The sequence below is a fragment of the Burkholderia sp. Tr-20390 genome, from assembly GCF_017104595.1.
In the GTDB taxonomy this organism is placed as follows: Bacteria; Pseudomonadota; Gammaproteobacteria; order Burkholderiales; family Burkholderiaceae; genus Burkholderia.
Genome location: NZ_JAAGPC010000058.1, coordinates 1 through 20,726 on the forward strand (window position 1 = coordinate 1; position 20,726 = coordinate 20,726).

At 66.1% G+C, this 20,726-nt stretch carries 18 protein-coding genes and 1 other RNA gene; 14 read left to right on the forward strand and 5 right to left on the reverse strand.

Annotated features, from left to right (window positions below):
* The first annotated feature begins 71 nt into the window (after positions 1-71).
* From G3N98_RS17855 to G3N98_RS17880, 6 genes are all read left to right on the forward strand, one after another.
* A complete protein-coding gene (locus tag G3N98_RS17855; RefSeq protein WP_089424492.1) occupies positions 72-1,025 on the forward strand; it encodes a LysR substrate-binding domain-containing protein in 954 nt (317 codons plus the stop codon).
* A 264-nt stretch (positions 1,026-1,289) separates the two neighbouring features.
* On the forward strand, positions 1,290-2,576 hold the full coding sequence (locus G3N98_RS17860) for a Glu/Leu/Phe/Val dehydrogenase (protein ID WP_011350945.1): 1,287 nt from the start codon (positions 1,290-1,292) through the stop codon (positions 2,574-2,576).
* 252 nt (positions 2,577-2,828) lie between these two features.
* Positions 2,829-3,722, forward strand: coding sequence for a glutamate/aspartate ABC transporter substrate-binding protein (locus G3N98_RS17865; RefSeq protein ID WP_175238197.1), 894 nt, complete (start codon positions 2,829-2,831; stop codon positions 3,720-3,722).
* An 84-nt stretch (positions 3,723-3,806) separates the two neighbouring features.
* A complete protein-coding gene (locus tag G3N98_RS17870) occupies positions 3,807-4,547 on the forward strand; it encodes an amino acid ABC transporter permease (protein WP_089424494.1) in 741 nt (246 codons plus the stop codon).
* Positions 4,547-5,224 (forward strand): glutamate/aspartate ABC transporter permease GltK, encoded by a 678-nt coding sequence (gene gltK / locus G3N98_RS17875; protein WP_089424495.1) that lies wholly within the window; start codon positions 4,547-4,549, stop codon positions 5,222-5,224. Before G3N98_RS17870 ends, gltK begins: the two co-directional genes overlap by 1 nt.
* A complete protein-coding gene (locus G3N98_RS17880) occupies positions 5,221-5,946 on the forward strand; it encodes an amino acid ABC transporter ATP-binding protein (RefSeq protein ID WP_046544940.1) in 726 nt (241 codons plus the stop codon). Before gltK ends, G3N98_RS17880 begins: the two co-directional genes overlap by 4 nt.
* Before the next feature lie 100 nt (positions 5,947-6,046).
* Here G3N98_RS17880 and G3N98_RS17885 read toward each other — a convergent pair whose 3' ends face one another.
* A complete protein-coding gene (locus tag G3N98_RS17885; RefSeq protein ID WP_206148799.1) occupies positions 6,047-11,308 on the reverse strand; it encodes an autotransporter outer membrane beta-barrel domain-containing protein in 5,262 nt (1,753 codons plus the stop codon).
* 637 nt (positions 11,309-11,945) lie between these two features.
* Entirely contained in the window at positions 11,946-12,857 is a 912-nt protein-coding gene (locus G3N98_RS17890) for a class II glutamine amidotransferase (protein WP_039361465.1), read from the reverse strand.
* 205 nt (positions 12,858-13,062) lie between these two features.
* Between G3N98_RS17890 and pyrC the strand changes: the two genes are divergently transcribed.
* Together pyrC and rnpB are read left to right on the forward strand one after the other, a co-directional pair.
* Positions 13,063-14,127 carry a dihydroorotase gene (gene pyrC / locus G3N98_RS17895; RefSeq protein WP_011350953.1) on the forward strand — a complete coding sequence of 355 codons (1,065 nt, stop codon included), beginning with the start codon at positions 13,063-13,065 and terminating at the stop codon, positions 14,125-14,127.
* A gap of 68 nt (positions 14,128-14,195) precedes the next feature.
* Positions 14,196-14,607, forward strand: an RNA gene (gene rnpB, locus G3N98_RS17900) — RNase P RNA component class A.
* A gap of 70 nt (positions 14,608-14,677) precedes the next feature.
* On the opposite strand, the gene G3N98_RS17905 is transcribed toward rnpB, so the two are convergent.
* Both G3N98_RS17905 and G3N98_RS17910 read right to left on the reverse strand, forming a co-directional pair.
* Positions 14,678-15,142, reverse strand: coding sequence for an OsmC family protein (locus G3N98_RS17905; protein WP_172625585.1), 465 nt, complete (start codon positions 15,140-15,142; stop codon positions 14,678-14,680).
* 426 nt (positions 15,143-15,568) lie between these two features.
* Entirely contained in the window at positions 15,569-15,877 is a 309-nt protein-coding gene (locus tag G3N98_RS17910; protein WP_206148800.1) for a DUF1090 family protein, read from the reverse strand.
* Positions 15,878-16,188: 311 nt separating this feature from the next.
* Between G3N98_RS17910 and rplM the strand changes: the two genes are divergently transcribed.
* From rplM to erpA, 4 genes are read left to right on the forward strand one after another with little or no spacing between them, the layout of a single operon-like run.
* Complete coding sequence (gene rplM / locus G3N98_RS17915) at positions 16,189-16,617, forward strand: 50S ribosomal protein L13 (RefSeq protein WP_009687896.1); 429 nt, start codon at positions 16,189-16,191, stop codon at positions 16,615-16,617.
* 11 nt (positions 16,618-16,628) lie between these two features.
* Positions 16,629-17,021 carry a 30S ribosomal protein S9 gene (gene rpsI / locus G3N98_RS17920; protein WP_011883283.1) on the forward strand — a complete coding sequence of 131 codons (393 nt, stop codon included), beginning with the start codon at positions 16,629-16,631 and terminating at the stop codon, positions 17,019-17,021.
* Between the two features lie 9 nt (positions 17,022-17,030).
* Positions 17,031-17,219 carry a hypothetical protein gene (locus G3N98_RS17925; protein WP_179254788.1) on the forward strand — a complete coding sequence of 63 codons (189 nt, stop codon included), beginning with the start codon at positions 17,031-17,033 and terminating at the stop codon, positions 17,217-17,219.
* 20 nt (positions 17,220-17,239) lie between these two features.
* The gene (erpA, locus tag G3N98_RS17930) at positions 17,240-17,611 is read left to right on the forward strand and encodes an iron-sulfur cluster insertion protein ErpA (RefSeq protein WP_011350956.1); all 372 of its coding nucleotides are present in this window, start codon (positions 17,240-17,242) and stop codon (positions 17,609-17,611) included.
* 112 nt (positions 17,612-17,723) lie between these two features.
* On the opposite strand, the gene G3N98_RS17935 is transcribed toward erpA, so the two are convergent.
* Complete coding sequence (locus tag G3N98_RS17935) at positions 17,724-18,872, reverse strand: anhydro-N-acetylmuramic acid kinase (protein ID WP_206148801.1); 1,149 nt, start codon at positions 18,870-18,872, stop codon at positions 17,724-17,726.
* 142 nt (positions 18,873-19,014) lie between these two features.
* On the opposite strand from G3N98_RS17935, the gene tyrS reads away from it, so the two are divergent.
* Together tyrS and dtd are read left to right on the forward strand one after the other, a co-directional pair.
* The gene (gene tyrS, locus G3N98_RS17940; RefSeq protein WP_089424500.1) at positions 19,015-20,256 is read left to right on the forward strand and encodes a tyrosine--tRNA ligase; all 1,242 of its coding nucleotides are present in this window, start codon (positions 19,015-19,017) and stop codon (positions 20,254-20,256) included.
* Complete coding sequence (gene dtd / locus G3N98_RS17945) at positions 20,253-20,711, forward strand: D-aminoacyl-tRNA deacylase (protein WP_011350959.1); 459 nt, start codon at positions 20,253-20,255, stop codon at positions 20,709-20,711. The genes tyrS and dtd overlap by 4 nt, the downstream gene beginning before the upstream one ends.
* Positions 20,712-20,726: the final 15 nt, after the last annotated feature.

Below are 20,726 nucleotides of genomic sequence, written 5' to 3' on the forward strand. Positions count from 1 at the left end.
ACCGCCGGCCGGGCCCACCCGCCGGTAGAATGCAGGCTTCTTCCCGACCGCCGCCCGCCGCGCCCGCCTGCATGGAACTGAAATGGCTCGAAGACTTCGTTTCGCTCGCGGAAACGCGCAGCTTTAGCCGGTCCGCCGAGCTGCGGCACGTGTCGCAGCCGGCGTTTTCGCGGCGCATCCAGGCGCTCGAGGCATGGCTCGCGACCGAACTGATCGATCGTTCGGTCTATCCGACGCGGCTCACGCAGGCCGGGCAGATCTTCTACGAACAGGCGCTGACGATGCTGTCGCAGGCGCACGAGGCGCGCACGCTGCTGCGCGGCCACGTCGGCGCGCCGGTGCCGACGATCGAGTTCGCGGTGCCGCACACGCTGTCGCTCACGTATTTTCCGCGCTGGCTGCAGCGGATCGAGGCGAAGATGGGCCAGGTCCACACGCGGCTGCGCGCGCTGAACGTGCACGATGCGGTGCTGTCGCTCGTCGAGGGCGGCTGCGATCTCGTGATGGGCTACCACCACCCGAGCCATCCGGTCGCGCTCGACCCGGCGCGCTACGACATGCTGATCCTCGGCAGCGAGCCGATCAGCCCGTTCTCGGCGCCGGGCCGCGCGGGGCGGCCGCGCTATACGCTGCCCGGCACGGCCGACGCACGCGTGCCGTACCTGTCCTATACGCCGAACGCGTATCTCGGCCGGATGACGGAAGTCATCGTCGCGAATGCGACGACACCGCTGTTCCTCGATCGCGTCTACGAGACCGACATGGCCGAAGGGCTGAAGGCGATGGCGCTCGCGGGCCACGGGGTCGCGTTCCTGCCGCACAGCGCGGTCGAGGATGCGGTCGCGGGCGGCCGCCTGATCCGGCTCGACCGGTCGGTGCGCGGCGGCGCGCACCCGTTCACGCTGACGATGGAGATCCGGCTGTACTGCGACAAGCTCGCGTTGCAGGGCGACGATCCCCGCCAGAAGCTCGTGCGTGCGCTGTGGGACGTCGTGCGCGACGAGTTGCGCGAAACCGCGGGTTAACCGCGGGCGGCTAACCGCCAGCCTGCTGTCGTCGAGCTTGCGAAGCCTGTCGGACGGCTGTCCGACGGCCGTCCCGCCGCCAGGAAACACGTTTTTTCACGCACGCGATGCACGATCGATCGCGGGCGTTCTTGCGCAAATCGACCGCAGATTTGCGAAAAATCGCGATCATGCAAGAAACGCATAATCGAATAAGCAAACGGCATTGGATAAAAAAAACGGGTTTTTCGACAATGTGCGCACCTGTTGACCGTTGGAGCATCCATGTCTTCGCAATTGCAGTCCATCCCGTCCTACCTGCACGCCGACGATCTCGGCCCGTGGGGCAACTACCTTCAGCAAGTCGATCGCGTCGCGCCGTATCTCGGCTCGCTGTCGCGCTGGCTCGAAACGCTGAAGCGCCCGAAGCGCATCCTGATCGTCGACTGCCCCATCGAGCTCGATAACGGGACCGTCGCGCACTTCGAAGGCTATCGCGTGCAGCACAACGTGTCGCGCGGCCCGGGCAAGGGCGGCGTGCGCTACCACCAGGACGTGACGCTGTCGGAAGTGATGGCACTGTCCGCATGGATGTCGGTCAAGAACGCGGCCGTGAACGTGCCGTACGGCGGCGCGAAGGGCGGTATCCGTGTCGACCCGCGCAAGCTGTCGCGTGGTGAGCTCGAGCGCGTGACGCGCCGCTACACCAGCGAAATCGGCATCATCATCGGCCCGAACACCGACATTCCGGCGCCGGACGTCAACACCAACGAACAGGTGATGGCGTGGATGATGGACACGTACTCGATGAACCAGGGCCAGACGTCGACCGGCGTCGTGACCGGCAAGCCGATCGCGCTCGGCGGTTCGCTCGGCCGCAAGGAAGCAACGGGCCGCGGCGTGTTCGTCGTCGGCAGCGAAGCGGCGAAGAAGAAGGGCCTCGAGATTGAAGGCGCACGCATCGCGGTGCAGGGCTTCGGCAACGTCGGCGGCATCGCGGCGAAGCTGTTCCAGGAAGCGGGTGCGAAGGTGATCGCGGTGCAGGATCACACGGGCACGATCTACCAGCCGGCCGGTCTGGATTCGAACAAGCTGCTCGACCACGTCGCACGCACGGGCGGCGTCGCGGGCTTCGAAGGCGCGGAGCCGATGCCGAATGACGAGTTCTGGACGGTCGAAACCGACATCCTGATCCCGGCGGCACTGGAAAACCAGATCACCGAGAAGAACGCAGGGAAGATCCGCACGAAGATCATCGTCGAAGGCGCGAACGGCCCGACGACCACGGCGGCGGACGACATCCTGACCGCGAACGGCGTGCTGGTGATCCCGGACGTGATCGCGAACGCGGGTGGCGTGACCGTGTCGTACTTCGAATGGGTGCAGGATTTCTCGAGCTTCTTCTGGACGGAAGACGAGATCAACCACCGTCTCGAACGCGTGATGCGCGAAGCGTTCTCCGGCGTGTGGGCGGTCGCGGAAGAGCACAAGGTGTCGGTGCGTACCGCAGCGTTCATCGTTGCGTGCAAGCGCATCCTGATGGCGCGCGAAATGCGCGGCCTGTACCCCTGATCGGCAGTTGCCGATTTCAGATCGGTTGACTACGATCAATCCATGACGCAATCCATCCGGTTGCGTGCATGAACCCTCGCGGGCGGTGCCGAATCCGGCATCGCCCGCGCGCGCATTCAGGCGCCGGAAGGGGCGCCCGAAGCCGGGAGGAAGGCTTCGCGCAGCGCGATTCGTAGTGCGGTAAACAACCAGTACTTTCAAAAATATTACTTTGATACACTGGCGCGGGTTTTAGCCAAGGAGATGACCAAAATGAAATACCAAAAGGCAGTCCTGATGTTCGCGGCGCTTTGCGCGTTCGCAAGTGGCGCGCATGCTCAGGAGACGGGCACGCTGAAGAAGATCAAGGACACGGGCGTGATCGCGCTGGGGCACCGCGAATCGTCGATTCCGTTCTCCTACTACGACCAGAACCAGCAGGTGGTCGGCTATTCGCGCGAATTCCAGCTGAAGGTGGTGGACGCGGTGAAGAAGAAGCTGAACCTGCCGAACCTGCAGGTGAAGAACATTCCGGTCACGTCGCAGAACCGCATCCCGCTCGTGCAGAACGGCACGGTCGACATCGAGTGCGGCTCGACCACCAACAACGCGGAACGCCAGCAGCAGGCCTCGTTCTCCGACACGATCTTCGTGATCGGCACGCGCCTGATGACGAAGAAGGATTCGGGCGTCAAGGATTTCGCCGACCTGAAGGGCAAGACGGTCGTGACCACCGCCGGCACGACGTCCGAGCGCCTGCTGCGCAAGATGAACAACGACAAGCAGCTCGGCATGAACATCATCAGCGCGAAGGATCACGGCGATTCGTTCAATACGCTGGAATCGGGCCGCGCGGTCGCGTTCATGATGGATGACGCGCTGCTCGCGGGCGAACGCGCGAAGGCGAAGCAGCCGGCCGAGTGGGTGATCGTCGGCACGCCGCAATCGGAAGAGGCGTACGGCTGCATGATGCGCAAGGGCGATGCGGACTTCAAGAAGGTCGTCGACGACGCGATCTCGCAAGTCGAGAAGTCGGGCGAAGCCGCGAAGATCTACGCGAAGTGGTTCGAGAACCCGATCCCGCCGAAGGGGCTGAACCTGAACTTCCCGCTGTCCGATTCGATGAAGAAGCTGTACGCGAACCCGAACGACAAGGCGCTCGACTGACCGCACGGCCGTTGATGCAGAAATGACGCTAATGAGACGGAAGAGGCCACGCTTCTTCCGTCTCTTTTTGCTGGAGTCTTGCCCATGTCTTACCACTGGAACTGGGGCATCTTCCTGAGCCCCGTATCGACCGGCGAGCCGACGACTTATTTCGGATGGCTGATGTCCGGCTTCTGGGTGACCATCGAAGTGTCGCTCGTCGCCTGGGTCATCGCGCTGATCGTCGGTTCGCTGTTCGGCGTGCTGCGCACCGTGCCGAACAAATGGCTGTCCGCGATCGGTACCCTGTACGTGTCGATCTTCCGGAACATTCCGCTGATCGTGCAGTTCTTCATCTGGTATCTCGTGATACCGGAGCTGCTGCCCGCGTCGATCGGCACCTGGATCAAGCAGTTGCCGCCCGCCACGCAGTTCTTTACCGCGTCGATCATCTGTCTCGGCCTGTTCACGGGCGCGCGCGTGTGCGAACAGGTGCGCTCGGGGATCAACGCGCTGCCGAAGGGCCAGCGCGCCGCCGGTCTCGCGATGGGCTTCACGCAATGGCAGACGTACCGCTACGTGCTGCTGCCCGTTGCGTACCGGATCATCGTGCCGCCGCTCACGTCGGAATTCCTGAACATCTTCAAGAACTCCGCCGTCGCGTCGACGATCGGCCTGCTCGACCTGTCCGCGCAGGCGCGCCAGCTCGTCGACTACACCGCGCAGACGTATGAATCGTTCATCGCGGTGACGCTCGCCTACGTGATCATCAACCTCGTCGTGATGGCGTTCATGCGCTGGATCGAAGGCCGTACGCGGCTGCCCGGCTATATCGGAGGCAAGTGATGCATCAGTTCGACTGGAGTAGTATTCCCGGCGCGCTGCCGACGCTGTGGACGGGGGCGGTCGTCACGTTCCAGATCACGCTGATCGCGATCGTGGTCGGGATCGTCTGGGGCACGCTGCTCGCGCTGCTGCGGCTGTCGGGCGTGACGCCGCTCGCATGGTTCGCGAAAGCGTACGTGACGGTGTTCCGTTCCATCCCGCTCGTGATGGTGCTGCTGTGGTTCTTCCTGATCGTGCCGCAGCTGCTGCAGGGCGTGCTCGGGTTGTCGCCGACGATCGACATCCGTCTCGCCTCGGCGATGGTCGCGTTCTCGCTGTTCGAAGCCGCGTATTATTCCGAGATCATCCGCGCCGGCATCCAGGCGGTGCCGCGCGGGCAGGTGAATGCCGCGTTCGCGCTCGGCATGAACTACGCGCAGGCGATGCGCCTCGTGATCCTGCCGCAGGCGTTCCGCGCGATGGTGCCGCTGCTGCTCACGCAGGCGATCGTCCTGTTCCAGGATACGTCGCTCGTGTACGTGATCAGTCTCGCGGACTTCTTCCGCACGGCGGCCAACATCGGCGATCGCGACGGCACGACCGTCGAGATGGTCCTGTTCGCCGGCGCATGCTATTTCGTGATTTGCTCGTTGGCGTCTGCACTCGTCAAGGGTCTCCAGAAAAAGGTCACAAGATGATTTCCATCAAGAACGTTTCGAAGTGGTACGGCCAGTTTCAGGTTCTCACCGACTGCACGACCGAGGTCAAGAAAGGCGAAGTGGTCGTCGTGTGCGGCCCGTCGGGCTCGGGTAAATCCACGCTGATCAAGACCGTGAACGGCCTCGAGCCGTTCCAGCAGGGCGAGATCCTCGTGAACGGCCAGTCGGTCGGCGACAAGAAGACGAACCTGTCGAAGCTGCGCTCGAAGGTCGGGATGGTGTTCCAGCATTTCGAGCTGTTCCCGCACCTGTCGATTACCGAGAACCTGACGCTCGCGCAGATCAAGGTGCTCGGCCGCGGCAAGGACGAGGCGAACGAGAAGGGCATGAAGCTGCTCGACCGCGTCGGCCTGAAGGCGCATGCGCACAAGTTCCCGGGCCAGCTGTCGGGCGGCCAGCAGCAGCGTGTCGCGATCGCGCGCGCGTTGTCGATGGATCCGATCGCGATGCTGTTCGACGAGCCGACGTCCGCGCTCGACCCCGAGATGATCAATGAAGTGCTCGACGTGATGGTCGAACTCGCGCAGGAAGGGATGACGATGATGGTCGTCACGCACGAGATGGGCTTCGCGAAGAAGGTCGCCCATCGCGTGATCTTCATGGACAAGGGCGCGATCGTCGAGGACGACCGCAAGGACGATTTCTTCTCGAATCCGAAATCGGAACGCGCGAAGGACTTCCTCGCGAAGATCCTGCACTGAGCGTTCGCGCGCGTCGGCGCTGCCGATGCGCCGATACGAAAACCGCCCGGCCGAGCGCCGGGCGGTTTTTTTTCGTCCGCCGTTACGCGGGTGCGCGCCGTTACCAGCTGTAGCGGTAGCCGACCTGCCCGACGATGCCGCGCCGGTAGTCGCCGCCGATGTTGCGCGCGATCTTCGCGTTCGCGTACAGCTCGCCCGACTTGCCGAAGCCCGCGGTCACGCCGACGCCGAGTTCGTACCACGTGCGGCCGAGATGCGTCGCGAACGGCGTGCCGCCGACGACGGTCTGGCCCGGCGACACGAAGTCGTGCAGCACGTCGGCCGTGAAGTACGGCGTGGCGGCGCCGCCGCCTGAATCCGACTGGAGGTTCGGCCGGAAGATGCGCACGCCGACGCGGCCGCGCAGCGCGTTCGTCGTCGTACCCGATACTGCCGAGACGTTGTCGTTGAACCCGTTCAGCTTCAGGTACTGGTACATCAGCTGCGCCTGCGGCTCGACCGCGACCGGCAGCGCACCGATCGCGAACGGCTTGCCGACTTCCTGCGACAGTGCGATGCCGAAGCCGTTCTGCGACGCCTCGTTGCCATAGCTGTCGCGGTAGCGGTTGCCGTAGTGCGTGACCTGCCCGACGCTGTCGAAGTACGTGCCGTCGGACAGGTACTTCGTCCAGTAGCCGCCGATGCTCTGCGCGTGCATCTCGACCGAACCCGTCGACGTCGACAGGTTGGCCGTATCCGCGCGCGCCATGTCGCTGAAGCTTGCGTTCGACACGCCGATGCTGGCCGTCACGCCCGCATGCGTGCTGCCGCCGCCGTTCGGTGCCGGGTCGAGCGTCCAGTCCTTGCCGAACTGCGCGAAGAACGTCCGCTCGTCGGCCGCGAAGCGCCCCGCGTTTGCATCGAGGCTCTGACCGCCGATGCGCCCCCACACGCCGTCGCGATTGCCCGGCTGCTGCTTTTCGAGGTTGTAGATGTCGCCGACGCGCTCGTGCAGCTTGCCCAGCGTGGAGAAGCCGTAGTCGGCGTTGAGCAGCGGTGTGAGGGCATAGCCCGAGACCCCGGGGCGATACGCGAGCGTGCCGCCGTTGCCATTCCCGTTGTTGCCGCCGTCACCGCCGCCGGACGGGTGGATCGGGTCGCCGGGGTCCGACGGATCGAGTTGCGACCGCAGGTACCAGCCGTTCGCGTCGGCTTGCCCGCCGCGATAGAGCCGGTATTCGTACGCGCCCGCCTGCACGGGGCCCGCGAGCTGGAACGCCGATGCGGTGGTCGTGCCGCCGTTGGCCGTGACGACCACCGGAATCCCGTCGCCCTTCGTCTGTGCGCCGGTGCCGGCCGTGTTGGCGATCTTCAGGCCCGTCGTGCCGCTCGCCGCGCCGCCGTTCACGATCACCCGATCGGTCGGCGAGGCGTCGGCGCCGAGGAACGTGTTGAGCGCGATCGTGCCGCCGTTGCCGACGTAGCTGCCGGTCGTCAGCGTCTTGTAGCTGCCCGGGAGCGTCGGCGAACCGGTCGGTGCGGCGAATGCGACGAGGCCCGCGTTGTTCAGGCTGCTCAGCACCGAGCTGCCCGTCATGCGCCACGTGCTGGTGTTGTCGACGGTCAGTGCGACCGGATCGATCTTGCCGGTCAGCGTCGTGCCGTTCGCGAGGAACACGTTGCCGGCGCTCGAAGCGTCGGAGACGATGTCGCCGGCCAGGTTCACGGCGGATGCGGTGAAGGTGGCGCGGCTGCCGTTCGACAGGTCGAGCAGCGTGCCGTTGCCGGCCGTCACGACCGTGCCGTTGCGCACGGCGATGTCGGCCGTGCCGCCGCGCACCGCGAAAGCCGGCCCGGTGACGGACGCGACGCTGCCGCCGTCGACGAGCACCGAGCTCGTCGCGCCGTTTGCGAGCGTATCGGACATCAGCACGCCGGCCGTCGCACCCTTGAGCGTCGTGCCGGTCAACGCGAGCACGCCGCCGCTGTCGGCGGTGGCGCCGTTGCCGGCGGCGCTGGCGATCGTCGAGCCCGTGTCGCCGATGCGGCCGCCGTTTTGCGCGACGAGGCCGTCGGACGTCGCGCCCGACGTGGTGACCTTCGCATCCGACAGCAGCGCGGTCGCGCCGCCGGTCGTCACGATCGCGGCCGAACCCGCGCCGGTCGTCGCAACGGTCGTGCCGTTGGCCGCCAGCGTCGAATCCGCCCCCGACACGAAGAAGCCACGCGCGTTGTCGCCGGTGGTCCTGACGACGGTCGCTGCATCGGTCGCGATGCGCGCGCCGGCTCCCGTCGACGACAGGCCGTCGGCGCCACGGCCGGTCGTGCCGATCTGCGTGCCGGCCAGCGCGATCGTCGCGTTCGTTCCCTGGTTGTCGATCCCGTTGCCCGAGCCGCCGACCGCGATCGATGTCGCGCCGGCTGCCAGCCCGCCGCCCGTCACGGTCGAGTCGATCAGCACGCCGTCGGCGCTGCCGTTTGCGATCACGGTGCCGGCGCCCGACAGCGCGACCGATGCGCCGGCGCCCGTCAGGTGGACGCCCGCGATGCCGTCGTCGGCTTCGATCGAACCGGCGTTGGCGAGCGTTGCCGACGCACCCTGGACGAGCGCGCCGGTGCCGTCGGATACGCGGATCGTCGACGCGTTGTTCACCGTGCCGAGCGTGCCGATCACGACGCCGGTCGAGCCGGCGCCCGTCAGCAGCACCGTGTCGCGGTTCTCGAGCGTGCCGAGGTTCTGCGCGACGAAGCCGGTGACACCGGCCGTCGACGACGTGACCGCGGCGTGGTTGGTGAGCGTCGTGGCGACCGGTGCGCCGGCATTGGCGCCGGCGAGGTCGTGCGCCTGGCCGTCGACGACGCCGGCGATCGCACCGGCCGCGTTCAGGTTGATCGTCGCGCCCGCGTCGATCGTGCCTTGAGCGCCGCCTTCCACCGCGATCGCGATGCCGTTCGCGCCGTGGACGTTGTAGATCGCGTTGCCGGTCGACAGCACGGTGCCGGCGTCGGTCGCGAGCACGCCGTGCGCGCGCTGGCCGTTGACGTCGGTCGTCAGCGCGCCGGCCGTCGACGTGCCCGTGTAGGCCGCGCCGCCCGCGACGCGGAACAGCGTCGAATCGTCGGTGTCGACGCTCAGGTGCTGCGCGGCGACGTTGATCTTCGAGCCCGCGCCATACGCGTAGAAGCCGATCTGGTTGGCGCCCGACATGAAGGCCGGCACGGCATTGGCGCCGACGTTGATCGTCGCGCCCGAGCGTGCATGCACGCCGATCGCGCCGGTGCCCGTCAGGTTGAGCGCGCCGTCGAGCGTGGCCGTGGCGCGCGGCCCTTCGGCCCACACGCCGTAGTTACGCGTGCCCGAGGCCGGATCGAGGCCGCCGGCGACGTTGATCGTGCCGCTCGACAGCGCGGACGTTGCCTGCGCCCCGGTGCCGACGACCATGATGCCGATGCCGTTGACGCCATTCAGCGTGATGGTGCCGGTGTTGGTCACGGTCGCGGCCGTATTGGCCGCGAGCATGCCGACGTTGGCGAGCGGCGTGCCGGACGCCGCGCCGTTGACGACGATCGCGCCCGCGTTGGTCAGCGTGCCGGACGCCGAGCCGATGCTCGCCAGCGCGGCGCCGTTCTGCGTTTGCGAGCCGATCACGATCGTGCCGAGGTTGCTCGCGGTGCCGGAATTGCCGAGCAGGATGCCGTATGCGTGCGCAGCGAGTGCGACGTCGCTTGCCGTTCCGCCGGGCGCGTACTGCGCCGAGCGGCCGAGGGTGATCGTGCCGCCCGCTTCGTTCGTGAAGCTGCCGCCATCGACGAGGCCGCCGATCACCTGGCTGTCGAGCGTCGTCGCATTGACGCCGACATTGATCGTGCCGGCGTTCGACGCGGTCGCGCCGCCTGTCACGGCGACCGCGTAGTTCTGCAGGTCCGGCTGGTTGCCGTCGAGCGTCCACGCGCCGACGTTCATCACGCCGTGGTTGACGAACGACGTGCCCGCGCCGTTCGCAAACACGCCGTTGCCTTCGGTGTACGCGTGGTAGCCGAAGTTGTTCGGCGGCGCGCTGCCGCTCGTGTCGAAGTCGTCGCCGGACGCGTACCCGGACGAGATCACGCCGTTGTTGACGCCGCTTGCGCCGCTCAGCAGGCGCACCAGCGTGAAGTCGCCCGACAGGCGCCCGTCGTTGATGAAGTGCGCGCCGTTTTCCGCGAGGACGGCCGAGCTCGAGTCGATCGTGTTGACGCCGCGGAAGTCGATCTGGCCGTCCTTGCCGATCTGCAGTGTGGCGTTCGCGCCCGTGCCGTGCATCGCCGACAGGAAACCGATCGGCAGCGTGTTCTTGTCGCCCGGGGACACGTTGTTCTGATACTGGAAGGATTGCTGCGAGAACGTGACGGCCTGGCCGAGCGCGCTGTCGTAGGCGGCCTGCGAACCGAGCGCGCCGCTTTGCACCGAGCGCACGAGAAAGTCGTTGTACGCGGCGAGCGATGTGGCGTCGGTGACCTTCCACGTGCTGCCGTCGAATGCAGTGAAGGTGCCCGCGTAGGCCGGCACGTCGAGCTGGCGGCTGCCGACGGCGCCGCCGTCCGCAAGATAGTCGCCGGTGGTGAACCGGACCTGGTTGCGCGAGTTCCAGGTGACGGTGCTTTTCGCGGCACCCGTGCCGTCCGCGAACGTCAGGTCGGTCTGCTTCGCGGCCATCTCGATCGCGTTGCCGGCTGCATCGGGCGCGTTCGCCGCATTGCCGATCGACACGTTGAGCGTGCCGCCGGTGGCGGCGACGGTGCCGATGCGCGCGTTCACATACTGATCGCCGTTCACGTCGTGGTAGACGGGTACCGCGGTCGTGCCGGCCGTCGACGCGGCGAACGCGGACGAGTCGTAGGTCGCGACCGACGTGTGGGTGCCGGTGATCGAGTCGGGTGTGCTGACGCTGCGTGTCTTGCCGCCGAGCGACAGCAGCGGCTGGTTCGGGTTGCCCGACACGATGGTCGTGCTGCCGATCGGCGTGAGCGTGTAGCCCGGGTCGCCGCCGGCACCGGTCCATGCGCCCGACACGCCGACGGTGTCGCCGCCCGAGACGGTGGCGGAGCCTGCCAGGTTGTCGTTGACGGTCGGGCTGAAACTGCCGGGCGCGCAGGTGCCGCCGCTCGCGATGGCCGCGCCGCTGCCGCACGTCGATGCGTACGCGGAGCCGGCCGACAGTGCGGCCAGCGCGGCGCCGACTGCCGCGATGCGAAGCGATGCCCGGTGCGTCGCCGCGAGCGCGGCGCGGCGGCTCGTGCCGGATGCGCCGCCCGAACGCTTGCCGCGCGCCCGTGCGGTTTCCGCGGCCGCAATCCAGCAGCCGGTGGCCTCGTTCCATATCGATCGAAATGAATGATTCACGACAAGCCCCTATCTCTTGTTTTGATGTGGTTTTCACCGTGGTGCAGTGAAATCGCAATCCGCGGTGGAGAATGGCGTGAATGGGGGTGCGGCGGCCGTGGCCGTTTCTCCGCGAATCGCGATTCGTTACACCGAGGATGGGGCGGAGTCTATTGATCGTGCAGGCGATGGATTGTCGGGAAGCTAACAAATGCGGCAATCATGTCGATTTCATCCGGTATTTCTGGATTGTGTGACGAATCGAACTGAAAGCCTTATCGGGTAAGGGGCGGGTGGATTCTGGCGATGTGAGTCAGCGATTGCCGGCTCGGTGAGGTGGCGCACGTTTTACGCCAGATTGGTGCGTTAAAATGCCGTCGCCCGGATTATATGCTTGCCTGACGTATATTATTTTTCGCCTTTTAATTTCTTTCGTTTGAAAATAAATTAAATTAAACGAATATGGTGTGGCGGCGCTTCGATATGCCGGACTTTAGTCCGGATGAAGGGAGATCGGTGCGGGGAGGGTCATTGACGCCGATAGCGAACGTCGCCGAATCGCCTGCGTACCAAGTCGCCGCCGCGATCGGACGCGGCGCGCCGCCGACTTGCCGCACAGCGGCGAAAACGTGAAGGGAAGAGGGCGCGGGCGCCGGGCTCAGAAGTCGATCGCGTCGTCGGAATCGACTTCGGCGGCGGTGGCGAGCACCTCGCGCGTGTCGCGCGGCGCCGATGCCGACGCGTCGAGCGACGGATTGCGCAACTTCTCGAGCACGCGTTCCGGCACCGGGATCCGCATCCGCGCGGCGACGTCGCCGCACTGGAACATGATCAGCTCGCCCGGCTCGAACGCGGTCCAGACTTCGTTGTCGGTGAGCGGCTGCGTCGCGATCACCGCGACGCGATCCTCGGGCGTCGTGTATTTCGCGAAGTCGATCGACAGGTCTTCGTCGACGAGGTGCGCGGTCGAGAACGGCCAGCGCCGCACGAGGTAGTGCAGCCGCGTCGAGCAATGCGCGAACAGCGCCTGGCCGTTCGACATCAGGAAGTTGAACACGCCGTGATCGGTGATGCCGCGCGTCAGCTCGCCGACGCGCTCGAACAGTTCGGGCAACGGCGGCTGCGCGCCGGGGAACGCTTCGCGCAGCCCCTGCATCAGCACGCAGAACGCCTGTTCGCTGTCGGTCGTGCCGACCGGATGGTAGACGCTGCCGTCCATGTCCGGGGCGTAGTCCTGCAGGTCGCCGTTGTGCGCGAAGATCCAGTGCCGGCCCCACAGCTCGCGCATGAACGGATGGCTGTTCTCCAGCAGGATGTGGCCTTGCGTCGCCTTGCGGATGTGCGCGATCGTGTTCTTGGACTTGATCGGGTAGCGCTTCACCATTTCGGCGATCGGCGACGTGGCCGAGGCCTGGTGATCGATGAACAGGCGGCAGGCCTTGTCTTCGAAGAACGCGATGCCCCAGCCGTCGGCATGGTGATCGGTGAGCCCGCCCCGGGCCGCGAAACCTGTGAAGGAGAATGTGACGTCCGTCGGCGCGGCGCAGTTCATTCCTAAGAGTTGGCACATTTTACTTGGGGCAGCAGGCTGAGGCGGGGGGTAACGAACCGGGCGAACCCCGGTACAATGCGGCTTCTAGCATATCACCGAGCCCTGAGCGGTAAAAAGCGGATTCCGCCGGCCGAAGGCCCCGTGTTGCGGTTTGCCGTCAGTCGGCCCGCGCACGCGCGTTCCGGCCCCGCCGATGGCCAGCCCGTTCCTCACGACGCCTCCTATGACTGCCTCGAACGCTTCCTCCCCGGCGACGCTCTCGCTCGCCCGTCCCGACGACTGGCACCTTCACCTGCGCGACGGCGACATGCTGGCCGCCGTGCTGCCGCACACCGCGCGACAGTTCGGCCGCGCGATCGTCATGCCGAACCTGAAGCCGCCGGTGACGACCACCGCGCAGGCGCAGGCCTATCGCGAGCGCATCCTGGCCGCGCTGCCGGCCGGAATGACGTTCGAACCGCTGATGACGCTGTACCTGACCGACAACACGCCGCCCGACGAGATCCGCCGCGCGCGCGAAAGCGGCTTCGTGCACGGCGTGAAGCTGTATCCGGCGGGCGCGACGACGAATTCCGACCACGGCGTCACCGATCTCGCGAAATGCGCGAAGACGCTCGAGGCGATGCAGGAAACCGGCATGCCGCTGCTCGTGCACGGCGAGGTGACCGATGCGTCGATCGACCTGTTCGACCGCGAGAAGGTCTTCATCGACCGCGTGATGACGCCGCTGCGCCGCGATTTCCCGGGCCTGAAGGTCGTGTTCGAGCACATCACGACGAAGGATGCGGCCGACTACGTGCGCGACGCCGACGCGGCGCCTGGCCTGCTCGGCGCGACGATCACCGCGCATCACCTGCTGTACAACCGCAACGCGCTGTTCGTCGGCGGGATTCGCCCGCATTACTACTGCCTGCCGGTGCTGAAGCGCGAGACGCATCGCGTCGCGCTGGTCGAGGCCGCGACGTCGGGCAACCCGCGCTTCTTCCTGGGCACCGACAGCGCACCGCACGCGCGCGACGCGAAGGAAACCGCGTGCGGCTGTGCGGGCTGCTACACGGCGCTGCACGCGCTCGAACTGTATGCGGAAGCGTTCGACACCGCCGGCGCGCTCGACAAGCTGGAAGGCTTCGCGAGCTTCTTCGGCGCCGATTTCTACGGGCTGCCGCGCAGCGCCGAGACCGTCACGCTGCGTCGCGAGGCATGGGAACTGCCGCGCGAGATCTTCGCGGGCGATACGCCCGTCGTGCCGCTGCGCGGCGGCGAGACGATCGGCTGGAAGCTGGCGTAAGCCACCGCGCCGTCGCACGAACCCGGCCCCATGCGGCCTGCGGCGCGCAGTGCTAGAATGCGCGTCGCAAAGCAGGCCAGGCAGTCGCGGCCTCGCCGCCTTCGGGCGCGCGGGGGCGAGGAAAGTCCGGACTCCACAGGGCAGGGTGATGGCTAACGGCCATCCGTGGCGACACGCGGAACAGGGCAACAGAAAGCAAACCGCCGATGGCCCGGCGCAAGCCGGGATCAGGTAAGGGTGAAACGGTGCGGTAAGAGCGCACCGCGGCGACGGCGACGTTCGCCGGCACGGTAACCTCCACCCGGAGCAATTCCAAGTAGGCAGGCGCGCATTTTCGGATGCAGGACGGGGCCCCCGTCTCGTCTGCGGGTAGGAAGCTTGAGCGCGTCAGCAATGGCGCGCCTAGAGGAATGGCTGCCACGCGTTGCGTGCTTCGGCGCGCAGCGTGCACAGAATCCGGCTTATCGGCCTGCTTTGCGGTTCGAATGCGAAAGGGCCGGCGTCTCCCCGCGGAGCGCCGGCCCTTTTTTCATGCGCGCTCGCCGTGCGTTCAGCCGGCGACGATGTCGAACGAATGCGTGAGTTCGGCCGTCTTCGCGATCATGATCGACGCGGAGCAATACTTGTCGTGCGACAGGTTGATCGCGCGTTCGACCGTGGACGGGTTCAGGTTGCGCCCGGTGACGGTGAAGTGGAAGTGCACCTTCGTGAACACCTTCGGATCTTCGCTCGCGCGCTCGGCCTTCAGCGTGACCGAGCAGCCGCTGACTTCCTGGCGGCTCTTCTTCAGGATCAGCACGACGTCATAGGCCGTGCAGCCGCCGGTGCCGAGCAGCACCATTTCCATCGGGCGCGGCGCGAGGTTGTGGCCGCCGCCTTCGGGCGCGCCATCCATCGTGACGAGGTGGCCGCTGCCGGTCTCGGCGGAAAACGCCATGCCGTCCTGGCCCATCCAGCTTACTTTGCATTCCATGCTTGCACTCCAGCGTTGCCTGATTCGGATTCGATCCGGCATTGTAGCCCGCTGCGCAACGGACGGCTGATGCGCTGCACGACGCGCAATGCCGGCGCCGCACGAGCGACGCGCCGGACGGCCATTTCCCCCTCGGATTTAGGGGTTTTGCTCTAGAAGTGGGGCGTTTTCGAGCCTGCCCGACGGGATCAGGTGATTGATTTCAAAGGGAAAATGATTTTTTCAAACGAGATGCGAAATATTCCGCATTATGGTGTTTGATTTCGTAATGCAAATTTTCTTGTGAAGTCGGCGACGCATTCGTATAATGAGCCTCATTGGTTGTCGCGCTGCGGCAACCTCCGAATGTCTCCTCCACCCTCCTCCTATGGTGGATTAAGCCCGAACCAGCCGTTCGGGCTTTTTTTCGTCCCATGCAAACATCGGCGCGCGGCTTGCGCGCCCCGGCATCCCGGCATCCCGGCATCGTTACGCAGGTTGCTTTGCGTCCGACTGTGACGTCGCGCCGCCGGGCGCCGTGCCGGGTGAGCGTGCATCAGGCGCCGGCACGTGGACGGCCGACGCATGACCATGGCCGCGTGCGCAGAAGTGGCGGACGCGTTCGCGCACCGCGCGCAGGCGGGCGACGCGATCCTCGGCATGGGCGGCGCGGGCTTCGGTAATGCGGGTATCGAGTGCGTCGAGCTTGGCTTCGCAGTCGGTGCGGGCGGCGACGGCAGGCGCCGCGGCGGCCAGCAGTGCGGCCGCAAGGAAGGGCGTAAGTCGTTGATTCATCATGCTTGTTTGTTGTTTTCCAGATTCGGCCGGTCTGGCGCGGGATGGTCATGTGCCGCGCGTCGATGGGTGCCTCCCCGGGCGCTCGGTTCGCCTGGCTTGTCGGGGCACGAACGGATTTTGGCCCATTTCGGCCGCCGTGGGCACGGGGAGTGGATTCCCTTTGACCGCGTTGCCGTATTTCCTTTATAATTCAGGGCTTTTCCGCATTCATGCCCACGGAAAAAGAACAGGGAGAGCCTGCACCGCGCCTCGAAGCGCACACAGACAAGCAGGAAGAACACATCGGGCTAAGCAATTTTTTTGGATCGATCATGAAGACGTTTTCCGCAAAAGCCCATGAGGTGACGCGCGAATGGTACGTGATTGACGCGACGGATAAGGTTCTCGGCCGTGTTGCCAGCGAAGTGGCACGCCGTCTGCGCGGCAAGCACAAGCCTGAGTTCACCCCGCACGTCGACACTGGTGATTTCATCATCATCATCAACGCAAGCAAGTTGAAGGTCACGGGCAACAAGACTCTGGACAAGAAGTACTACCGTCACTCGGGCTACCCGGGCGGCATCTATGAAACGACGTTCGGCAAGATGCAAGAACGCTTCCCGGGCCGCGCGCTCGAGAAAGCGGTCAAGGGCATGCTGCCGAAGGGCCCGCTCGGCTACGCGATGATCAAGAAGCTGAAGGTCTACGCTGAAGCTACGCATCCGCATTCGGCGCAACAGCCGAAGGCGCTCGAGATCTAAGGGGAGCCCACATGATCGGTAACTGGAACTACGGTACGGGCCGCCGCAAGAGCGCAGTCGCACGTGTCTTCATCAAGGCTGGCAAGGGCGACATCATCGTCAACGGCAAGCCCATCGCTGACTACTTCTCGCGCGAAACGTCGCTGATGATCGTGCGTCAACCGCTGGAACTCACGAACCACGGCCAGACGTTCGACATCAAGGTCAACGTCAACGGCGGCGGCGAAACGGGTCAGGCAGGTGCAGTGCGCCACGGCATCACCCGTGCACTGATCGACTACGATGCGACGCTGAAGCCGTCGCTGTCGAACGCAGGCTTCGTCACGCGCGATGCACGTGAAGTCGAGCGTAAGAAGGTTGGTCTGCGCAAGGCACGTCGCGCAAAGCAGTTCTCGAAGCGTTAATTCCGCTTCATGGCCTCGCCGCTCCCGGGCGGCGTCCGCCGGAAAAACCGCCAGCGTTCGCGCTGGCGGTTTTTTTATGTCCGCTTCCAGGCGCGTGCTGCCGCGGCCCGCGCGGGCGAGTTTGATGAAATCGACAAGAACCTATTGATTTCATGGACTTCAGCACGATCTTCTGATCGGCCCTACAATAGCGGCTAAAGCTTTTTGGAGAGTTCGCAATGAACGCTGTTACCGAATCCGCAGCAACGACGGCCGAAATGCCGGTTCCGTTCGTCTTCACCGACGCCGCAGCCGACAAGGTCAAGCAACTGATCGACGAAGAGGGCAATCCCGACCTGAAGCTGCGCGTGTTCGTGCAGGGCGGCGGCTGCTCCGGCTTCCAGTATGGCTTCACGTTCGACGAGGAAGTCAACGAGGACGACACCGTGATGAACAAGAACGGCGTCCAGCTCCTGATCGACTCGATGAGCTACCAGTACCTGGTCGGCGCCGAGATCGACTACAAGGACGACCTCAACGGCGCCCAGTTCGTGATCAAGAACCCGAACGCGAGCACCACCTGCGGGTGCGGCTCGTCGTTCTCGGTCTGAGCACACGGCAGATCCGATCCGGTTCGCCGGAATGAAAAACGGGGCTTCATGCCCCGTTTTTTATGCCCGTGCGCCTTGACGATGCGGCGCCCGCCGTGCGGCAGGCGCAGCGTCAGCGCGGATAGAGCGCGCCCAGCACGCGATTGCCGGCTGCGCCCGTGACCGTCGCGAGATTGCCGGGCTGGCGCGCGGTGAAGCGGTACGCGAGCCACGCGAATGCGAGCGCCTCGACCTGCTGCGGCGGCACGCCGAGCGCGGCCGTCGTATCGACCGTGGCCGGCACGCCGGCCTCGCGCAGTGCGTTCCGGAGCGCGTCGAGCAGCACCGGATTGCGTGCGCCGCCGCCGCAGACGAACACGGCCTTGCAGCCCGCTGCGTGCTGCGCGATCTCGCGTGCGACCGACACGGCCGTGAGCGCGGTAAGGGTCGCTTGCACGTCCTCCGGCGTGACCTGCGCGAACGCGGTGAGCTTCGCGTCGAGCCATGCGGGATTGAACAGGTCGCGCCCGGTGCTTTTCGGCGGCGGTGCGGCGAAATACGGCTCGTCGAGCAGCGCATCGAGCAGCGGCGCGTGGACGGTGCCGCGCGCGGCGAACTTGCCGCCCTCGTCGTACGGCTTGCCGAGATGGCGGGTCGCCCATTCGTCGAGCAGCGCATTCGCGGGGCCGCAGTCGAAGCCGCGCACGTCGCCGCCTTCGCCGGGCAGGATCGTGATGTTGCTGATCCCGCCGAGATTGCAGACGACGCGCGTTTCGCCCGGCGCGCCGAACACCGTCGCATGGAAGGCCGGCGCGAGCGGCGCGCCATGGCCGCCCGCGGCGACGTCGCGGCTGCGGAAATCGGCGATCACGTCGAGCTGGGTCAGCTCGGCCAGCAGCGCCGGGTTGTTGATCTGCCGCGTATAGCCGCGCTCGGGGCGATGGCGCACGGTCTGGCCGTGCACGCCGATCGCGCGGATCTCGTCGCGCGACAGCCCGGCCGTGCGCTGCAACTCATGGCAGCACACCGCATAACGCGCGACCAGCGCGTTCGCCGCGAGCGATTCGCGGTCGATTTCATCGTCGCCGGGCTGCTGCAGCGCGAACAGCGCGTCGCGCAGCGATTGCGCGAAGCCGACGAACGCTTCCGCGAGCACGACCGGCGCACGGCCGGCCTCGAAACGCACGGCGACGCCATCGACGCCGTCCATGCTGGTTCCCGACATCAGCCCGAAGTAGATGCCGTCGGCCGGATGGGCATTTTGCGGCTGTCGTTGCGGCACGTTGGGTTCTCCTGGATCGTGCGGCGCGGGCCGGTGCCGCGCGCCTTGCGCCCGATTATCCGCGCAACGTGACGCGCCGTTAAGCGATGGGCGCGCAAGTTATGGGAAAATCCCTGTTTTTGCGACATTCCTCCTGGCACCGATGAGCACCGAACCCAGTTCCAAGCCTGTTTTCCCGATCACCGACGAAGTCCGGCATGCGCTCGCCGTCACGAAGCGCGGCGTCGACGAGCTGCTGGTCGAGGAAGAGTTCGCGCAGAAGCTCGCGCGCAGCGCGGCGACGGGCACGCCGCTTCGCATCAAGCTCGGCCTCGACCCGACCGCGCCTGACATCCACATCGGCCATACGGTCGTGCTGAACAAGATGCGTCAGCTGCAGGACCTCGGCCACACGGTCATCTTCCTGATCGGCGATTTCACGTCGCTGATCGGCGACCCGTCGGGCCGCAACGCGACGCGCCCGCCGCTCACGCGCGAACAGATCGAATCGAACGCGAAGACCTACTTCGAGCAGGCCGCGCTCGTGCTCGACCGCGACAAGACCGAAATCCGCTACAACAGCGAATGGTCGATGCCGCTCGGCGCGGACGGGATGATCAAGCTCGCGTCGCGCTACACGGTCGCGCGGATCCTCGAGCGCGAGGATTTCACGAAGCGCTTCCAGGGCGGCGTGCCGATCTCGATCCACGAATTCCTGTACCCGCTGATGCAGGGCTACGACTCGGTCGCGCTGAACGCCGACCTCGAGCTCGGCGGCACCGACCAGAAATTCAACCTGCTGGTCGGCCGCGAACTGCAGAAGCAGTATGGCCAGGAACAGCAGTGCATTCTCACGATGCCGCTGCTCGAAGGCCTCGACGGCGTCGAGAAGATGTCGAAGTCGAAGGGCAACTACGTCGGCATCAGCGAGCAGCCGAACGACATGTTCGGCAAGCTGATGAGCATCTCGGACACGCTGATGTGGCGTTACTTCGAGCTGCTGTCGTTCCGTCCGATGGACGAGATCGACGGCTTCAAGCGCGAGATCGAAGGCGGCCGCAACCCGCGCGACTTCAAGGTGCTGCTCGCGCAGGAAATCGTCGCGCGCTTCCACTCGCAGGCCGACGCCGAGCGTGCGCTCGAGGACTTCAACCACCGCGCGAAGGGCGGCGTGCCGGACGACATTCCGTCGGTCACGCTCGCGGGCGCGCCGCTCGCGATCGGCCAGTTGCTGAAGCAGGCCGGCCTCGTGCCGTCGACGAGCGAGGCGCTGCGCAACATCGAGCAGGGCGGCGTGAAGATCGATGGCGCGACCGTGTCGGACAAGGGCCTGAAGGTCGACGCCGGCGAGTTCGTCGTGCAGGTCGGCAAGCGCCGCTTCGCGCGCGTCACGCTGACCGCATGATCGCGCTGATCCAGCGCGTGAAGCGCGCCGACGTGCGCGTCGGCGATCGCACGACGGGCGAGATCGGCGCGGGCCTGCTCGCGCTGGTCTGCGCGGAGCGCGGCGACACCGACGCAGCGGCCGACAAGCTGCTCGCGAAGATGCTCGGCTACCGCGTGTTCAGCGACGCCGCCGGCAAGATGAACCTGCCGGTGTCGAATATCGACGGCGAGGGCCGCGCAGGTGGCCTGCTGCTCGTGTCGCAGTTCACGCTGGCGGCCGATACGAACAGCGGGCTGCGTCCGAGCTTCACGCCGGCCGCGCCGCCCGACGAAGGCGCGCGGCTGTTCGACTATTTCGTGGCGGCCGCGCGGGCGCGCCATCCGGTCGTCGAGACGGGCGAGTTCGGCGCCGACATGCAGGTGTCGCTCGTCAACGACGGCCCCGTGACCTTTTGGCTGCAAGTGCGGCCCTGATTCTTCCCCGGAGAC